Source organism: Pseudomonas sp. IT-196MI5, assembly GCF_949767415.1.
GTDB lineage: Bacteria > Pseudomonadota > Gammaproteobacteria > Pseudomonadales > Pseudomonadaceae > Aquipseudomonas.
This window is the reverse complement of the sequence record NZ_CATKPZ010000006.1, coordinates 1-17352: the sequence shown is the minus strand read 5'-3', so window position 1 is coordinate 17352 and position 17352 is coordinate 1. Positions and strand designations below refer to the sequence as shown.

14 protein-coding genes are annotated in these 17352 nt (G+C 60.6%); 8 read left to right on the top strand and 6 right to left on the bottom strand.

Annotated elements, in window-relative coordinates:
* Positions 1-14: 14 nt before the first annotated feature.
* Genes ACM6IK_RS04160 through ACM6IK_RS04140 form a run of 5 tightly spaced genes read right to left on the bottom strand, consistent with a single transcriptional unit; the run spans position 15 to position 5839 of the window.
* On the bottom strand, positions 15-848 hold the full coding sequence (locus ACM6IK_RS04160) for a class I SAM-dependent methyltransferase (RefSeq protein ID WP_414873274.1): 834 nt from the start codon (positions 846-848) through the stop codon (positions 15-17).
* Positions 842-1999, bottom strand: a complete 1158-nt coding sequence (locus ACM6IK_RS04155; RefSeq protein WP_414873273.1) for an acyltransferase family protein — start codon at positions 1997-1999, stop codon at positions 842-844. Before ACM6IK_RS04155 ends, ACM6IK_RS04160 begins: the two co-directional genes overlap by 7 nt.
* On the bottom strand, positions 1996-2862 hold the full coding sequence (locus ACM6IK_RS04150) for a class I SAM-dependent methyltransferase (RefSeq protein WP_414873272.1): 867 nt from the start codon (positions 2860-2862) through the stop codon (positions 1996-1998). The genes ACM6IK_RS04155 and ACM6IK_RS04150 overlap by 4 nt, the downstream gene beginning before the upstream one ends.
* Positions 2859-4163 (bottom strand): glycosyltransferase, encoded by a 1305-nt coding sequence (locus tag ACM6IK_RS04145; RefSeq protein ID WP_414873271.1) that lies wholly within the window; start codon positions 4161-4163, stop codon positions 2859-2861. Before ACM6IK_RS04145 ends, ACM6IK_RS04150 begins: the two co-directional genes overlap by 4 nt.
* The gene (locus ACM6IK_RS04140) at positions 4157-5839 is read right to left on the bottom strand and encodes a glycosyltransferase (RefSeq protein ID WP_414873270.1); all 1683 of its coding nucleotides are present in this window, start codon (positions 5837-5839) and stop codon (positions 4157-4159) included. Before ACM6IK_RS04140 ends, ACM6IK_RS04145 begins: the two co-directional genes overlap by 7 nt.
* Before the next feature lie 424 nt (positions 5840-6263).
* Here ACM6IK_RS04140 and ACM6IK_RS04135 point away from each other — a divergent pair, with 424 nt between their 5' ends.
* The 8 genes from ACM6IK_RS04135 to ACM6IK_RS04100 are packed head-to-tail and all read left to right on the top strand — an operon-like array spanning position 6264 to position 15267.
* Complete coding sequence (locus ACM6IK_RS04135; RefSeq protein WP_414873269.1) at positions 6264-7178, top strand: GDP-mannose 4,6-dehydratase; 915 nt, start codon at positions 6264-6266, stop codon at positions 7176-7178.
* Positions 7175-8146, top strand: a complete 972-nt coding sequence (gene gmd / locus ACM6IK_RS04130) for a GDP-mannose 4,6-dehydratase (protein WP_414873268.1) — start codon at positions 7175-7177, stop codon at positions 8144-8146. Before ACM6IK_RS04135 ends, gmd begins: the two co-directional genes overlap by 4 nt.
* 3 nt (positions 8147-8149) lie before the next feature.
* On the top strand, positions 8150-9592 hold the full coding sequence (locus ACM6IK_RS04125) for a mannose-1-phosphate guanylyltransferase/mannose-6-phosphate isomerase (RefSeq protein ID WP_414873267.1): 1443 nt from the start codon (positions 8150-8152) through the stop codon (positions 9590-9592).
* On the top strand, positions 9593-10390 hold the full coding sequence (locus ACM6IK_RS04120; protein ID WP_223462439.1) for an ABC transporter permease: 798 nt from the start codon (positions 9593-9595) through the stop codon (positions 10388-10390).
* Positions 10390-11649: an ABC transporter ATP-binding protein gene (locus ACM6IK_RS04115; RefSeq protein ID WP_223462440.1), complete on the top strand. Its 1260-nt coding sequence runs from the start codon at positions 10390-10392 to the stop codon at positions 11647-11649. Before ACM6IK_RS04120 ends, ACM6IK_RS04115 begins: the two co-directional genes overlap by 1 nt.
* A complete protein-coding gene (locus ACM6IK_RS04110; protein WP_414873266.1) occupies positions 11646-13022 on the top strand; it encodes a glycosyltransferase family 4 protein in 1377 nt (458 codons plus the stop codon). Before ACM6IK_RS04115 ends, ACM6IK_RS04110 begins: the two co-directional genes overlap by 4 nt.
* Positions 13006-14136 (top strand): glycosyltransferase family 4 protein, encoded by a 1131-nt coding sequence (locus ACM6IK_RS04105; protein WP_414873265.1) that lies wholly within the window; start codon positions 13006-13008, stop codon positions 14134-14136. Before ACM6IK_RS04110 ends, ACM6IK_RS04105 begins: the two co-directional genes overlap by 17 nt.
* Entirely contained in the window at positions 14137-15267 is a 1131-nt protein-coding gene (locus tag ACM6IK_RS04100; RefSeq protein ID WP_414873264.1) for a glycosyltransferase family 4 protein, read from the top strand.
* Positions 15268-15303: 36 nt separating this feature from the next.
* Here ACM6IK_RS04100 and mrdA read toward each other — a convergent pair whose 3' ends face one another.
* On the bottom strand, positions 15304-17196 hold the full coding sequence (gene mrdA, locus ACM6IK_RS04095) for a penicillin-binding protein 2 (RefSeq protein ID WP_414873263.1): 1893 nt from the start codon (positions 17194-17196) through the stop codon (positions 15304-15306).
* Positions 17197-17352: the final 156 nt, after the last annotated feature.

The window sequence follows — 17352 nt, the reverse complement described above, 5'->3', positions numbered from 1 at the left end:
GGCCTTGATGCCGATCAGGGCTTACGCGCAATGATCACCTGACTTTTCGCCACCACGGCATCCAGCGCCTGCTTGATCTGTGCACCCCGTGGCGAGGCCAGGATCGCCTGCCAGGTATCCGCCCAGTGGTTGAGCAATGGATGGTCCGGGTTGCTGAAGTCGACCTTGGCTTCCCAGAACAACAGCATCCACATCGACCAGTAGAATCCGTACTGGCTGTGGCTGATCACTTCCAGGCCGGCATCGCTGACCATGGCCTTGAACTGCTCTTCGCTGATGATGCGGATGTGGTTGGGTTTCTGGAAATACTCAGCCGCGGCGATATCTTTCTGCAGGTCTTCGGAGCTGGGGTGCGGGACGCTCAGCAGGTACAACGCGCCCGGTTTGCCGACGCGCACCAGTTCAGCGAGGAACTGGGCCGGATCGTCCACGTGCTCGATGACCTCGGTCGACACCACCCGCGTGGCGGTCGCATCGGCAATCGGCAGCGGGTTGCAGTCGGTGACGTGGCATTCGACGTCGCGGGCCGGCGTATCGCTCAGGCGCTGGCGGGTCGCTTCGACCTTGGCCGCGTCGATGTCGGCGATGATGATCTTCGCCCCGCGCATCCCGCAGAAATGCACGTTGCCACCGTCGCCGCAACCGACATCCAGCAGCGTGTCCTCGGGGGTCACCGGGAAGCCGGTGAACAGTTCGCCGGTTTGCTGATTGAACCAGCCGCTGAGCATCGCGTCGTGCAGGCCGAGCATGTAGGGGTCGACTTTCTCCGCCACTGGCGCCGCGGGCGCTGTCTCTGGCTGAACAGGCGCGGGTGTGCCCGCCGTGAGTTTCTTCAAAAGGCTCAGCATGAGGTGGCTCCAGAGGATGGGACGGCTGTTCGGGAGGTGCCCAGGCGTTTGACCAGCGAGGCGCCGCGGTTGCGCATGGGCATTTCGATGTAGCGATAGTTGAGTTCGCTCAGCAGCACGATCAGGCCGCCAGCCATCAGCAACATCAGAATCGGATGGCCAGCGGGACTGGGCAGCCCGGCAGCCTGTAAACGGAAAATGAACTCACGTACCAGCAGATAGGCCGGGATATGGATCAGGTAAATCCCGTAGGAACGGCTGCCGACCCACGTCATCAGGTTTTTGAACACGCCGCGTGGCACCAGGTAATCGCGGTTGTAAGAAGCGATCCACACCAGCAGCGCACACAACAGCGCAATCACGCCGATCCGGTAAGAAGTGAAGGTGAAACGATCCGTTGCCATGAAGCTGAGCAGCAGCGACACCGCAATCAGCGCGGTAACACCCGCCCACGGACGACGCAGGAATTTTGGCTCCCAGCGCCGGTACGAAGGCTGCACGCTCCACATTGCCAACAGCACGCCAAGGGCCAGCGCGTCGGTGCGCACCACCATCAGGATCGGCGTGCGCAAGGTCAACAATTGCAGCGCCACCAACGCCAGCAACGCCCACACCAGGTGCTGGCGAAACAGCACGATCAACAGCGGAAACAGCAGGTAGAACTGTTCTTCCAGCGACAGGCTCCAGTACACGAAACTGGTGCCGTACTCGTAGTGATAAAAACTGTCGGCAAAGCGGAAATTGGCGTACTGCGCCACGCCGGCCAGGGTCGCCTGAAGGTTCGCGTGCAGCGTGCCGAACGCGCCGGAACGGTTGAGAAAAAGACACGCCAGCAACATCAGCGCCAGCCATAACCAGGCCGAAGGCAGCAAACGAAAGGCCCGGCGCAACCAGAAATTGCGTGTCTGTTGCCAGTATTCCTGGCGCGTGGTGCAGCAGCGCAAGGCGGGGATCAGGCTGCGGGCAATGACGAAGCCCGAGATCGCGAAAAACAGGTCCACGCCCCACCACGGCTGGCTGTACAGCGTGATGCTCTGCAGCAATGGCACCGCCGCCGCGAACAGGCTGTCCTGCAGGTGATGAAACAGCACGCCGAGCACCGCAATGCCGCGCAGCAACTCGATGTCCATGATCCGTTTTTCGTTGCTCATGCGCCCTCCTGGACATGGGGTTTGCGAGCAATGATCACCTGGCTCTTGGGCATGAACTGATCCAGCATCTGCTTGATCGCCAACCCGTCGGGTTGGGCCAGCAAGTCCTGCCAGGTTTTCGCCCAGCTCTCCATCAGCGGCGGATACGGCGCCTGAATCCGGTCACGAACCGCACCGCCCAGATCCCGCCCGGCGGCCCGTTCACTGGCCCAGAAAAAAATCATGCCCATCACCCAGAAAAACCCGGTGGCCTGACGATGTTCGATGACCAGGCCCGCGTCCTCCACCAGCGCGGCGAATCGCTCGGGGCTGAAAATCTGCACGTGATTGGGCGATTGGAAGTAACTGGCCGGGGCGATGCCTTTCTGCAAATGCTCGCCCACCGGGGATGGCACGCTCAGCAGATACAGCGCACCGGGGCGGCCCATGCGCACCAGTTCGGCCATGAAGGGTTCTGGGCGGTCGATGTGTTCGAGAACTTCCATGCACACGACTTTGCTGGCACAGCCGTCGGCCAATGGCAGCGGCAAACTGTTGCTGACCAGCCCCAGATTCGGTTTGTCCGATTGTGCCGCCACTTGCCGGGCAAGCTCGCAGACCTTGTCGTGTTCACTGTCGGTGAAGATCACCGAAGCGCCCTGGCGGACCGCGAACAAGGTCGCCACGCCTTCGCCGCAGCCGACATCCAGCAAGGTATCGTCGGCGGTAATGGCAAACCCTTTGAGCAATTCGCCGCTGTCGCCGAGAAACCAGCCGTCGAGCAGGGCATCGTACAAACCGATATCCCTGGGCGAGACCCGCGTTTCTGGTGGGGCGACCTCTACCGGCGCGGGCCGCAACTTCGCAAGCAGGCGCCGAATCATGTGCCCGACGCTTGTGCGCAGTTTGCTTCACGCCGTTCCAGCAACTGCTCGAACACCGCCTTCAGGCGCTGCTCGGCAACGGCCTGACTGCAGAATCCCTGCAGGCTGCGCACGGCATGGGCCGACATCCGTTGATAGCGCTCGACGTCCTGTCTGGCGACGTCATGGCTGGCGGAAAAGGCCGTACACAGCGAGTCCCAATCAGTGACGTAACGCAGGGTACGATACGCTGCGCGAGGATCGTGGGGCCAGGATGTCAGTTCGTCGGTGCCTTCGACGATAAACGCGTTGTCACGGTCGATGTAGTCGGCCATGGCGGTGTTCAGCGGCGCAATCGCCGGCTTGCCGCAGGACATGAATTCCATCAACGGCAGGCACTGCCCTTCGCCGTAGGAACAATTGACGACGTAACTGGTGGCCTCGACCAGGCGCTCATAGTCGATGTCGGATAGATAGCCGTGGATCAGCACGATACGGCACTGATAGGACTGATTCTTGTAGACGTGGTGCAGCATGTCGTTCAGTGCGTTGGCGATGTCATGGTGCGTAAGCTTGAGCACCAGGGTCGCGTCGGGCGTGCCGCGAAAGGCGGTGCAGAACGCACTGATCATGTCCTTCCAGTTCTTGCGTCCGTCGTAGGGATTGAACACTGAGGTGTAGACCACGCCCTCGAGCAACAGCTCACAGTCGCGCGGCGGCTGGTCGAAGGCAATCGGCGTGCCTTCGCGCAAACGTTCGGGGCCGTAGGGGCGCAAGTCCGTGGTGCGACTGTCGATCAATAGCCCGCGCAGGTTCAGGCGCGTAGGGCCCACGACCGGACGCTTGTCCAGAAGCTCGCCACGGGCGGCAAAACGGTCCCAGACGGGCGCCGCAATCGCGCTGATCAGGTAATCGGGGCCCATCACATCGCGCACGGCATTCACGGTAAAACTGGAGTGGGTGATCGCCGTCCCGCTGGCGCCCAACACCGTCCGCCAGTCATGCCGTGGTTCGCCCTGCCAGCTCTCGGTGGGAATGGTGCTGAACTCCCAGGCGAACACCGGAATCGTCGGGCACGCGTAGTGGACCGGCGTGCGATGCGGCGGAGAAAAGGACAGGAACACACAGTCTTCGCCCCGGCTCAGGCAATCGAAATACAGCCGATCGACCAACTCGTCCGGGTTGCTGACCTCGATCACCTGCCCCAGCCGTTCGAGCACCGGGCGGAACTCCTTGAGGACGAAGTAATAGCTGTACTCGGGCCGCCCCAGGTTCTGCTGGATGTTGCTCTTGTTGGTTTCCGAATGAATGATGATCAGCACGATGCAGTCCCCGTTTCGGCAACCAGCGGCACGACGTCACGGCCAGGTTCCTGTTTGAAGAACAGCGCCAGTCGCTGCTGCACCGGGGCGAAGCTGCAGTACTGGTGCATGCGTTCGCTGGCCGCGTCCGCCATGTCCTGCCAGGTGCCCGGCTGGTTCTTTGCCATCGCGTAGCTGTTCTCATAAGCCACTTTCAACGAGCCCCAGTCCGGACGGTGGCGCAAAGTGCGGTACAGGATGCGCGCGTCTTCCGGCCAGATCGTCGGCTCCTCGCTGGACTTGACGACGAAGGCCACACGCTCGTCGATGTAGTCGCGCATCGCCGTGTGGTTCGGGGCGATGACCGGCCGGGCACAGGACATGAACTCCATCAGCGGCAGACACAGGCCTTCGCAGCGTGAAGCGTTGACGTAGTAACTCGCCGCGCCATAGAGCCGGGCGAACTGCTCGTCCTGCAGATAACCGTGCATGACCACCACGCGACAGGCGAAGGGCGAGAGCTGGGACAGCAAGGTGATGAGCTCGACGTAATAGGTCGACAGGTCGTTCTGGGTCATCTTCAACACGAGCGTGGCGTCTTGCACATCACGCAGCGCCCAGCAGAACGCCGTGATCAGGTAGTGCCAGTTCTTGCGCCCGTCATCGGGGTTGAACACGCTCACGTAGATGACGCCATCGACCTCGATTTCGACCGTTTGGCTGGTGTCGGGGAAAGCCGCTTGTGGATGCTCGTCCGGCGCGGAGGCTGCGCTGAGGACAGTTTCATCCGCCACAGGGGCTTCGCTGATGGCAGGTTCATCCGGCACGGAGGCTGCGCTGATGGCAGCTTCATCCGGCACGAAGGCTGCGCTGATGACGGGTTCGATCGGCAACGGCTGAGGTTTCCGAAACCTGGCCAGCCATGGGCGAACGGCATCCGGCACCAGATCGCGAACGGCTTCGCGATACCACAACAGCAGGTAATGTCTGGTTATGAACAAGCGTCGACGCAGGGTCAACGGCGGCACAGGAGGTTCAGGCTCGATTTCGATTTCGGGTTCCGGTTCGGGTTCGGGTTCGGGTTCGGGTTCGGGCTCGACGATTTCCTGCGGCGGTTGCTCGATGATCGGCGCGATCAAACCATCGGCGGACAACCCCATCGAGCGACTGTCCAGGATGCAACCCTTGATCTGCAACGTAGCGCCCGTGTTCACCGGCGTACCGGGATATTGCTGGCGAATGTCGGCGAAGCGCTCCCACAAAGGCGTCGGCAAAACCAGCACCGGGAAGTCGTCGCCCAGGGTCCGGCGGATGGCTTCGGCGGTGTGGGTGGACAAGGTGATCACCCGTCCCAGACGTGCCAGTGTCTGGCTCCAGTCTTGACGCGGATCGTTGTCCCAGTGCTCGGCGGGAATGGTGTCGAATTCCCAGGCGACCACGCACACCATCGGGCATTGCAAGTCGCTGGGAGTCTTGTGCGGTGGCGCGAACGAAATGAACAGGCAGTCCTGACCGGCCTGCTGCAACTGCCGATACAGCGGATCGACCTCGGCGGCCGATGACACCACATGCACCGGCCCGAGGCTTTCAAAGAGCGGTCGATACGCCTTGAGCACGAAGTAGTAACTGTATTCGGGACGACCGAGGCTCTGACTGATGGAGCTGTCGTTGACGTCGGAGTAAAGAATAAAATTCATGGCACCCCACGGTGACGCCGCCATTCCGGCAGCCTCACGCTATGACGGGGAGGACAGGGTTCGAGTCAGTGTTCACTGGCGCTCGTCCATTGTCTTGCTGCCCGTCTTCGTTCTTGTTTTAGTGGTCAGTTTCTCGCAGTTTCGAAGCGACGCTGCCGAACCCTGGATCATCGTGACGAGGGGCATTCTAAACACATCCATTGAGGGTTCGTGAACCGCCCGGCGAGAATAAATCAGGCTACGCCGAGGAGAACTGATCAGTCACTTTTGGACTTGTTGAAATTACCGAACAAATGGCACAGATTGGCTACCAAACAACTACAACAAACATTTCACCTGTCTTTCGAGCGATCATATCGACTCGTGAAACCTTTCCATGAAGACTGTGGAAACTGGATGAAATGCATGACCAAGGGGTCGCTGTTTGAAAAAGCGTCTGTTTGTCACGGGGTTGACCGGATTCGTAGGACAACACATCCAATCGCGTTTGCAGGCTGATGCCTCGGAATGGGAACTTCTGGTGGCTCCTGAGCGCTATGATCTCGCCGCGCAGGACAGCCTCGAAAGCTTATGGCCGCAAATGCCCGATGCTGTGATTCACCTCGCCGGCCAGACTTTCGTCCCGGAGGCATTTCGTGATCCGGCGCGCACCCTGAACATCAACCTGCTGGGCACCCTGAACCTGCTGCAAGCCCTCAAAGCGCGCGGCTTCACCGGCACATTTCTGTACGTCAGCTCCGGTGATGTCTATGGCCAGGTCACCGAAGAGCATCTGCCCATCACCGAATTGCAGCCACCCTGCCCGCGCAATCCATATGCCGTGAGCAAACTGTCGGCAGAGTTCCTGAGTCTGCAATGGGGCCTGAGCGAAGGCTGGCCGGTACTGGTCGCCCGCCCGTTCAACCACATCGGCACCGGGCAGAAAGACAGCTTCGTCATCGCCAGCGCCGCCCGTCAGATCTGCCGGATCAAGCAAGGCCTGCAAGGTCCACAACTGGAGGTCGGGGACATCGACGTCACGCGCGATTTCCTCGATGTCGCGGACGTGGTCTCGGCCTACCTGGCTTTGCTGGAGAAAGGCACACCGGGGCAGGTGTACAACATTTGCTCGGGGCGCGAGCAGAGCATTCGCAGTTTGATCGAGCAGCTGGCAGGTATTGCCGAGGTCGACCTGCAACTGGTCCAGGACCCTGCGCGACTTCGCCGTGCAGATCAGCGTCGGGTGTGTGGCAGCCCTGCCAGGCTGGTCCAGACCACCGAATGGAAGCCTGAAATCACAACACAACAATCCCTGCGGGCGATCCTGTCCGACTGGGAGAAGCGAGTACGACAAGAATGACTAAAAGTGCACTGATCACAGGTATCACCGGCCAGGATGGCGCGTATCTGGCCAAACTGCTGCTCGACAAGGGCTACAAAGTCCACGGCCTGGTGGCGCGTCGCAGCAGCGACTCGCGTTGGCGCCTGCGTGAGATGGGGGTCGAAGCGGACATCGTCTACCTGGACGGCGACATGGCCGATGCCTGTTCAGTGCAGCGTGCGGTGATCAAATCGGCGCCGGACGAGGTCTACAACCTGGCCGCGCAAAGCTTTGTCGCCGCCTCCTGGAATCAACCGGTGACCACCGGCATCGTCGACGGCCTGGGCGTTACCCACCTGCTCGAAGCAATCCGTCAGTTCAGTGCGCACACACGTTTCTACCAGGCGTCTACCAGCGAAATGTTCGGCCTGATCCAGGCCGAGCAGCAGGACGAGAACACGCCGTTCTATCCGCGCAGCCCGTATGGCGTGGCCAAGTTGTATGGCCACTGGATCACCGTCAACTACCGCGAAAGCTTCAACCTGCACGCCAGTAGCGGCATCCTGTTCAACCATGAATCACCGCTGCGCGGCATCGAATTCGTGACACGCAAAGTCACCGACGCCGCCGCCCGGATCAAGCAGGGCAAGCAGCAGGAACTGCGCCTGGGCAACATCGACGCCAAGCGCGATTGGGGCTTTGCCGGGGACTACGTCGAAGCCATGTGGCTGATGCTGCAACAGGACAAACCCGACGACTTCGTGGTGGCCACCGGCGTGACCACCACCGTGCGCGAGATGTGCCGGATCGCCTTCGATCATGTGGGCCTGAACTACCGCGATTACGTGAAGATCGACCCGGCGTTCTTCCGCCCGGCCGAAGTCGAAGTGCTGCTCGGCAATCCGGCGAAGGCCCAGCGTGTGCTGGGCTGGAAACCCAAAACCGATCTGGATGCCTTGATCCGCATGATGATGGATGCGGACATGAAACGCGTCGCCAAGGAGTAGGCCATGCTGATTCCCGTGATTCTCTCCGGCGGTGCCGGGACAAGGTTGTGGCCGGTGTCGCGTGAAGGCCATCCCAAGCCGTTCATGGCATTGCCTGACGGCCAGTCGCTGCTGGGCAAGACCTATCGGCGGGCCGCGGACCTGCTCGACGGCTGGGGCGATATCGTCACGGTGACCAACCGCGAGTACTACTTCCAGAGCAAGGATCACTTTCGGGACGCGCACCTGGGCCGTCATCGCGGGCACTTCCTGCTGGAGCCGACGGGTCGCAACACGGCGCCGGCCATTGCCGCTGCCGCCCTCTCCCTCCAGGCCCTGCATGGCGACGACGCGATCATGCTGGTCATGCCCGCCGACCATCTGATCGTCAATGTCGAGGCGCTGAAGGACGCGGTCGAGCATGCCGTGACATTGGCCAGGCGCGGTCACCTGGTGACCTTCGGGGTGGTGCCGACCGCTCCGGAAACCGGTTTTGGCTACATTGAAGCCGGCACATCACTGGACGAAAAAGGCGCTGCCAACGTGCGGCGCTTCGTCGAAAAACCCGACCTGCAAACCGCGACGCACTACCTGGAAAGCGGCAACTTCCTGTGGAACTCCGGGATGTTCTGCTTCTCGGTCGCCAGCCTGCTGGCCGAGCTGAAAACCCATGCTCCCGACCTGCTGGAGCAGACGCAAACCTGCATGGTCGCCAGCGCTCCCGTGGAAAACGCCGGGGATGTGCAACAAGAACTGTCACCGACCCTGTTTGGCGAAATCATGGATATTTCCATCGACTACGCATTGATGGAGCGCTCCGACAAGGTGGTCGTCGTGCCGGCCCGTTTCGACTGGAGCGATATCGGCTCCTGGGGTGCGGTGGCGGCGCTGGTACCGGCAGATGCACAAAACAATCGCACCGTCGGCGAGTCGATATTCATCGACAGCCACAACAACTTCGTCCAGAGCGAAAACCGTCTGGTCGCGACCGTGGGCGTGGATAACCTGATCATCGTCGACACCGCCGACGCGGTGCTGGTGGCCCACGCCGACCGCGCCCAGGATGTGCGTCGGGTGGCCAGGCAGCTCAAGGATAAAGAGCACGAAGCCTATCGCCTGCACCGTACGGTCAGTCGGCCATGGGGCACCTACACCGTGCTCGAGGAAGGCCCGCGCTTCAAGATCAAACGCATCGTGGTCAAGCCCGGTGCCAAGTTGTCGTTGCAGATGCACCACCATCGCAATGAACACTGGGTGGTGGTCGAAGGCATGGCCAAGGTCACCAACAATGGCACCGGCACGCACCTGGTAGCCAAGAACGAATCGACCTTCATTGCAGCCGGTCACAAGCATCGCCTGGAAAATCCCGGCGTGATCGACCTTGTGATCATCGAGGTGCAAAGCGGCGAATACCTGGGAGAGGACGACATCGTCCGCTTCGAAGATCAATACGGCAGGACGGTTTGAATGCTGCGTAACCTTTACCAATCGCTGTGGAGTTACCGGGGTTTCATCCTCGGCAGTGTCAAACGGGAGTTTCAGGCGCGCTATCGCAACTCGCTGTTCGGTGCCTTGTGGACCGTGCTCAATCCGCTGTCGATGATCCTGGTCTACACGGTGATCTTCTCCACCATCATGCGCGCCCGCTTGCCGGGCGTGGATGACGGGTTGGCCTACAGCGTCTACCTGTGCGCCGGCCTGCTGACCTGGGGTCTGTTCGCCGAGATCACGACGCGCAGCCAGAGCATGTTCCTGGAAAACGCCAACCTGCTGAAGAAAATCAGCTTCCCGCGCATCTGCCTGCCGGTCATCGTGCTGCTCAATGCCGGGATCAATTTCGCGATCATCCTGGGGCTGTTCCTCGGCTTCCTGCTGATCAGCGGGCGACTGCCCGGCATGGCGTTACTGGCGCTGCTGCCGTTGCTGATCCTGCAAGTGATCTTCGCCGCGGGACTGGGGATGATTCTGGGCGTGCTCAACGTGTTCTTTCGCGACGTCGGGCAGTTTTTCGGTATCTGCCTGCAGTTCTGGTTCTGGCTGACGCCGATCGTTTATCCATTGTCGATCCTGCCGCCGGGTATCCAGCACTTTATCGAGCTGAACCCGATGACGGCGCTGATGAACAGCTACCAGAACCTGTTTCTCTACAACCAATGGCCAGACTGGAGCTCGCTGGTGCCGTTGCTGGTGATCGGCCTGTTGTTCTGTGGGATGGCGCTGCGGCTGTTCCGCCAGCGTGTCGGTGAAATGGTGGACGAGCTCTGATGGGACATATACGTGTCAGTGGCCTGGGCAAGGCCTACAAGCAGTACCCGAATCGCTGGAGCCGGCTGTTCGAATGGCTGGTACCGTTTTCCCGCACCCGACATCAACTGCACTGGGTGCTGCAAGGGGTCGATTTCGAGATTCAGCCGGGTGAAGCCGTGGGCATCGTCGGGGTCAATGGAGCCGGCAAAAGCACGCTGTTGAAGATGATCACCGGCACCACCCAACCCACCTGCGGCGACATCCGGTTGCAAGGTCGCGTGGCCGCGCTGCTGGAGCTCGGCATGGGTTTCCACCCGGACTTCACCGGTCGGCAGAACACCTTCATGGCCGGCCAGTTGCTCGGCATGCAGGTCGAAGAAATCGAAGCGCTGATGCCGCAGATCGAGAGCTTCGCCGAAATCGGCGAGGCCATCGACCATCCGGTTCGTACCTATTCCAGCGGCATGCAGATGCGCCTGGCGTTCAGCGTGGCCACTGCGCGGCGCCCGGACATCCTGATCGTCGATGAAGCGCTGTCCGTAGGTGACGCCTACTTCCAGCACAAAAGCTTTGATCGCATCCGCAACTTCCGCAAGGCCGGCACCACGTTGCTGATCGTGTCCCATGACCGCTCGGCGATCCAGTCGATCTGCGACACCGCCATCCTCCTGGAAAACGGGCGCATGGCCATGCGCGGCAAACCCGAAGAAGTAATGGACTACTACAACGCCATGCTCGCCCAGCGCGAGGGCCAGACGGTGCGTCAGGAAATGCTCGCCAACGGGCAGGTGCAAACCATTTCCGGGACAGGCGAAGCGGGCATTCTCAGCGTCCGCCTGCTTGACCCCAAGGGCCGTTCGGTGGAGGTGGCGGAAGTCGGTCAGGCGATGGTCCTGGAAGTGCAGGTCGAGGTGCGCCAGGACATCGAGCGGCTGATTCTCGGTTTCATGATCAAGGATCGCCTCGGCCAGCCCATATACGGCATCAATACCCACCGGGTCGACAAAGCCCTCACCGACCTGAGTGCCGGCGAACGCATCACCTACCGTTTTGCCTTCGACATGCGCCTGGGCAAGGGTAATTATTCGGTGGCCCTGAGCCTGTCGCGACTGGATTCGCACCTGGATCGCAATTTCGAATGGCGTGACTACGGGCTGGTCTTCCACGTTATCAACAATCGCCAGGAAGACTTCGTGGGTTGCTCCTGGCTCCAAGCACAGACAAGCGTGACCCGTTCCAGTGAGAGTCGGGTGGAATCTATTGGGGTAACACGATGACCAGACTGTTGGTGGAATGTACCTACGTCTTCGAACACCCGGATGCCAACTCGGGCATTCAACGGGTCGTTCGTAATGTTATTCAGCAATTGCCGGCCGCAGACACCCAGCGTGAATGCATTCCGGTGGTGATGCTCAATGGCGCGTTGTTCGAGGTGAAGAGCCTGGCGCCCTTGCCGACCGTCAAAGTGGACCTGGTGAGCCTGCGGGTGAAGCTGGAACACCTCGCCAATCTGTACTGGCAGTGCCATCGGGCACTGGAGGGGCACCGTCCTTTCAGCACATCGAAGTTCGCCCGCCGGGTGCTTTATGTCGGTTGTCGCCTCACCGCGTTCGCCTGCCTGAGCCTGCCGATGCGCCTGCTCGATCGGGTACTCAAGGGCCAGAAGGTTCCCGAGCGTTGCGTGCCGTTGCAGCATCGCGCCGGCGATCAACTGGTGCTGCTGGATTCGTCCTGGCACGCCAGCTTCTTCCCCCTGGCCGAGCAACTCAAGCGTGACGGGGTCGGCATCATTTCGGTGATCTACGACCTGATTCCCCTGACCCACCCGCAGTTCTGCGACGCAGGATTGGTGAAGGTGTTCAACGAATGGTTCGACTGGATCGCCCGCACCGCCGATGGTTATGTGGCGATATCGACCACGATCCGCGACCAGGTTCGCCAGGAGATGACCCGCAGGATCGGCTCCACGCAGGTGCAGCAACGATGGTTCGACTACTTTCACCTCGGCTCCGAACTTGACCTGACCGATGCCCGGTCCGCCGTCGACCCGGGGCTGCTGCAGATGTTCAAGACGCCGGACCCTGTGTTTCTGATGGTCAGCACCATCGAGCCGCGCAAGAACCATGCGTATCTGCTGGACGCGTTCGAGCGCGCCTGGGCGGCCGGGTCCAAGGCCCGGTTGTGCATCGTCGGCAAGATCGGCTGGAAGTGCGAGGCGCTGATCGAGCGTATCCGCCAGCATCCGCAATTGAACCAGCGCCTGTTCATGTTCAACACACTTTCGGACAAGAGCCTGGAACACGCCTATTCCCACGCGACATCGCTGGTGTTCCCGTCCTACGTCGAAGGGTTTGGTTTGCCCCTGGTGGAGGCCATGCAGCGAGGCCTGCCGGCCATGGCCAGCGACATCCCGGTGTTCCGCGAAATCGGTGGCGAGTACATGGCGTATTTCGACCTCGCCGACCCGCAGAACCTGGCCGACCTGGTCACCGACATGGAAAGCGGTGGCGCATTTCCCGCCCCCCTCAACCTGGATAACTGGCGTTGGCTGAGCTGGCGCGAGGCGAGTGCGCAACTGGTCGGACGCGTCCAGCGCAACCTGCACAGCGATGCGAAGGTGCCTGAGAGGCAGCATGCGCATTGCCCTTAACGCCCGCATCCTCCAGGCGCCGCGCACCGGCATCGGCCACTACGTCGCCGAACTGGCGAACGCCCTGGCGGGTGAACCGGATATTGAACTGGCGCTGTTTCATGGCTGGGGCTGGAGTGCTGTGCTGCCTGAAGCGGCCATGCCCGGTTATTCCCGACTGACGCCATTGCTGCGGCAGATTCCGGGGGCCTATCAGGCCCGACGGTGGCTGGAGCAGAAACGCTTCGATCAAGGCCGCGCGCAAGCCATCGACCTTTACCACGAACCAAGTTTGTGGCCGCTGTCGTTCGACGGCCCGACCGTCATCACCCTGCATGACCTGACTCACCTGCACTATCCCGAAACGCAGCCACCGGCGCGCTTGCGAGAAATTGAACGGCGCGTGGCCGACGGCGTGCGACAGGCAAGCCTGATTCTTACCGTCTCGCAATACATTGCTGACGAAGCCCAGGCGCATTTCGGATTACCGGCCGAGCGATTTGTCGTCGCACCGCTGGGTGTTGCCGCGCGTTTTCACCCGCGGTCCCCCGAGGCTATCGACGCCGTACTCAAGACCCATGGCGTCGAAGCGCGGGAATACTTCCTCTGTGTCGGCACCCTGGAACCGCGCAAGAATCTGTCCCTCGCCCTGCGCGCCCACGCCCGATTGCCGGAATCGGTCCGTCAGCGTTTTCCATTGCTGATCGTCGGCATGGCCGGCTGGCAGCGCGAGCAGCTCAACGAAGAACTGCACCAGGCCCTGGCCCGCGGTTGTGTCTGTTTGCTGGGCTATCTGCCTGACGAGCACGTTGCTCAACTGTTGGCCGGCGCCCGGGCATTGATTTTTCCGTCGCTTTACGAAGGTTTTGGCCTGCCGGTGCTGGAGGCCATGGCCTGCGGCACGCCGGTCATTCTGACCAGACGTTCGGCCATGCCCGAAGTGGCAGGGTCTGCAGGTAACTATGTTGAACCGGATGAAACCGACGGCTTGTGCGATGCCATGAGTCGTCTGATCGAGGATCTAGCGCATTGGCAGGTATGCCGAGAAGCCGGATTGCTACAGGCAAGGCTTTTTACCTGGCAACGCTGCGCGCAAGTCACGGCCAGCGCTTACCGCCAGGCAATAGGAGGTTGAATGCGAGTTCTTCATTTTTTCAAGACGTACCTGCCTGACTCGGTCGGCGGGATTGAACAAGTGATTTTCCAGTTGTGCGAAAGCGGTGCCCTGCACGGCGTTGAAGGCAAGGTGCTGACACTCAGTGCCGATCCGACAACGCCGGTGGTGCAGCTCGGTCATCACGAAGTCCATCGGGCCAAACTCGACATTCAGTTCGCCTCTACCGGGTTTTCCTGGAGCGTCTTCAAACAGTTTCGCGAGTTGGCGGCCGAGGCCGACGTGGTCAATTACCACTTTCCCTGGCCGTTCATGGACCTGGTGCACTTCGCCAGCGGCCTGAACAAACCCAGCGTGGTGACGTACCACTCGGACATTATTCGCCAGAAACACCTGCTCAAACTTTACCGGCCGCTGATGAATCGCTTTCTGCACAGCGCCGACCGGATCGTCGCTGCGTCGCCCAATTACCTGCACACCAGTGATGTGTTGCAACAGTTTCAGCACAAGACCCGAGTGATCCCCTATGGATTGAACAAGGCAGGCTACCCACAGCCGGACAGCGATCGAACGGCCCACTGGCGGCAAAAGCTCGGCGACAAGTTCTTTCTGTTTGTCGGTGTGATGCGCTACTACAAAGGTTTGCACATCCTGCTCGACGCCTTGAAGGACCTGGATTACCCGACGGTGATTGTCGGTGCCGGCCCACTGGAAGCAGAGCTGCATGCCCAGGCGACCGCCTTGGGTTTACGCAACGTCCACTTCCTTGGGCGTCTGGGGGACGAGGACAAAGTGGCGCTGCTGCAACTGAGCTACGCCATCGTGTTCCCGTCACACCTGCGCTCCGAAGCCTTCGGCATTTCACTGCTTGAAGGCGCGATGTATGGCAAACCGATGATCTCCAGTGAGATTGGCACTGGCACCAGTTACATCAACATCCATAACGAGACCGGGCTGGTGGTGCCGCCGAGCAATCCATTGGCGTTCCGTGAGGCGATGCGCGCGCTTTGGGAAAACCCGGTGCTGGCGGCGCAAATGGGCGAGAAGGCACAGGCCCGTTATCAAAATCTGTTTACCGCGGACGAAATGGGTCGCAAATGGACGGCCTTGTATGAGGAACTGCTGGAAGAGAAAGCCCTCGCCTACGCATGAGCATCCGTGATGCCTGTGCTATGAAGCCATGTGGGTTCAGACGTGAGGATCGCCCGGCACCTTGCTCGGCGCAGCGTACTGTGGCTTCAGATGCCCATCCTGATCGAGTAGCCAGGCGTCCATGATCTCCCGGACGACCGGTCCGGCGACGCGACCACCCGCCTCGCCGTTTTCGATCATCACCGAAATCACGATCTTTGGATGTTCGGCCGGGGCGAAGCCGACGAACAAGGCATTGTCGCGGTTACGCTCGCGGGTTTTCTCCCGGTTGTAACGTTCGCCCTGCTTGATCGCCACCACTTGCGCGGTACCACTCTTGCCGGCGATACGATACTGCGCCGCTGCCGCTGCGGCCCGGGCAATCCCGCGGGCATCGTGCATCACCATCTGCATGCCATGGTTGACCTGCTCCCAGTCACGCGGATCCTTGAGCAGAATGTTCGGCATCGGATGCTCATCCACCGGCGCGACGCCGTCCACGGTTTTGGCCAGGTGTGGGCGATTCCACACGCCTTTGTTGGCAATCAGCGCCGTCGCCTGGGCCAATTGCAGCGGCGTGACCTGCATGTAGCCCTGGCCGATGCCGAGAATCACCGTCTCGCCCGGAAACCAGGCCTGACGACGGGTGGCGCGCTTCCAGGCTTGGGATGGCATCAGGCCAGGGGACTCTTCATTCATGTCCAGGGAGACTTTCTCACCGAGCCCGAACATGGCCATGTAGTCGTGCAGGCGATCGATACCGAGCTTGTGTGCGAGGTCATAGAAATAGGTGTCGTTGGAACGCATGATCGCTGCATCCATATCCACCCAACCATCGCCGCTGTGGTTCCAGTTGCGGTACTTGTGATCGAAATCCGGTAGCTGGTAATAACCGGGGTCGAACACACGGGTCTGTGGCGTGACGACACCTGCATCGAGGCCGGCGATTGCCACTTCCGGCTTGATGGTCGAACCCGGCGCGTAGAGGCCGCGCAGCACACGATTGAACAGCGGCCGATCAATGGAATCCCGTAGCGAAGAGTACTCCTTGGAACTGATACCGGTGACGAACAGGTTCGGATCGAAACTCGGGTTGCTGACCATGGCCAGCACTTCACCGGTCGACGGATCCAGCGCGACCACCGAGCCACGACGATCGCCCAGGGCTTGCTCGGCGGCTTCCTGCAGCTTGACGTCGAGGCTCAGGACAATGTTTTCGCCTGGCACCGGGTCAGTGTGCTTGAGCACTCGCAGCACTCGGCCCTGAGCATTGGTTTCGACTTCTTCATAACCGACGTGGCCGTGCAGCTGCGCCTCGTAGAATTTTTCGATTCCGGTCTTGCCGATGGATTCGGTGCCTCGGTACTCGACCGTATCCAGAGCCTTTGACTCTTTCTCGTTGATGCGTCCGACGTAGCCGACCGAATGAGCGAAGTGTTCGCCCAATGGATAGTGACGAACGAACTGCGGCTCGACATCCAGCCCCGGTAAGCGGAATTCGTTGACGGCAAGTATGGCAATTTGTTCTTCGTTCAGCTCATAGAACAACGTCACGGGTACGAACGGATGACGTGCCTGTTTCATGGCCTTGTCGAACAGCGTGCGATCTTCAGCGGGCAAGTGCAGGAGATTGACCACCTCGTCCAGCTCGGTTTTTACATCGGTGGCGCGTTCGCGGGTGATGGTCAGGTTGTAGCTGGGACGGTTGTCAGCGAGAAGTACACCGTTGCGGTCATAGATCAACCCGCGGGTGGGCGTAATCGGCAGGACATGTACACGATTGTTTTCGGAGATGGTCGAGTGATAGTCGAACTCGACTACTTGCAGGACATACATGCGCACTACCAGCGCACAGGTGACAGCGGCAACGAACAAGGCGCAGGCCATGAGTCTCTTGTTGACCAGGCTTGTCTCTTTTTCGTGGTCCTTGATCGGTATCGGTTCGGGCACTTGTGCAGCAACTCTTTGAAAGGGGATGCCGATCCGTGGGCGCAAACTCAGTCCGTTAACAAAGGGCCGCACCATACCAAAACCGTGGAGTCACGTTGGTGTGATTTTTTTTACAATTGACCTTGTAGGAGCGAGCTTGCTCCTACACGGCGGCCA

Bases quoted from the DNA above. Each gene is read 5' to 3' on its own strand.
- ACM6IK_RS04125 (WP_414873267.1), top strand. From the start codon at position 8,150: ATGCTGATTCCCGTGATTCTCTCCGGCGGTGCCGGGACAAGGTTGTGG.
- ACM6IK_RS04105 (WP_414873265.1), top strand. From the start codon at position 13,006: ATGCGCATTGCCCTTAACGCCCGCATCCTCCAGGCGCCGCGCACCGGC.
- ACM6IK_RS04140 (WP_414873270.1), bottom strand. From the start codon at position 5,839: ATGAATTTTATTCTTTACTCCGACGTCAACGACAGCTCCATCAGTCAG.
- ACM6IK_RS04110 (WP_414873266.1), top strand. From the start codon at position 11,646: ATGACCAGACTGTTGGTGGAATGTACCTACGTCTTCGAACACCCGGAT.
- ACM6IK_RS04155 (WP_414873273.1), bottom strand. From the start codon at position 1,999: ATGAGCAACGAAAAACGGATCATGGACATCGAGTTGCTGCGCGGCATT.
- ACM6IK_RS04100 (WP_414873264.1), top strand. From the start codon at position 14,137: ATGCGAGTTCTTCATTTTTTCAAGACGTACCTGCCTGACTCGGTCGGC.
- ACM6IK_RS04120 (WP_223462439.1), top strand. From the start codon at position 9,593: ATGCTGCGTAACCTTTACCAATCGCTGTGGAGTTACCGGGGTTTCATC.
- ACM6IK_RS04115 (WP_223462440.1), top strand. From the start codon at position 10,390: ATGGGACATATACGTGTCAGTGGCCTGGGCAAGGCCTACAAGCAGTAC.
- ACM6IK_RS04160 (WP_414873274.1), bottom strand. From the start codon at position 848: ATGCTGAGCCTTTTGAAGAAACTCACGGCGGGCACACCCGCGCCTGTT.
- gmd (WP_414873268.1), top strand. From the start codon at position 7,175: ATGACTAAAAGTGCACTGATCACAGGTATCACCGGCCAGGATGGCGCG.
- ACM6IK_RS04150 (WP_414873272.1), bottom strand. From the start codon at position 2,862: ATGATTCGGCGCCTGCTTGCGAAGTTGCGGCCCGCGCCGGTAGAGGTC.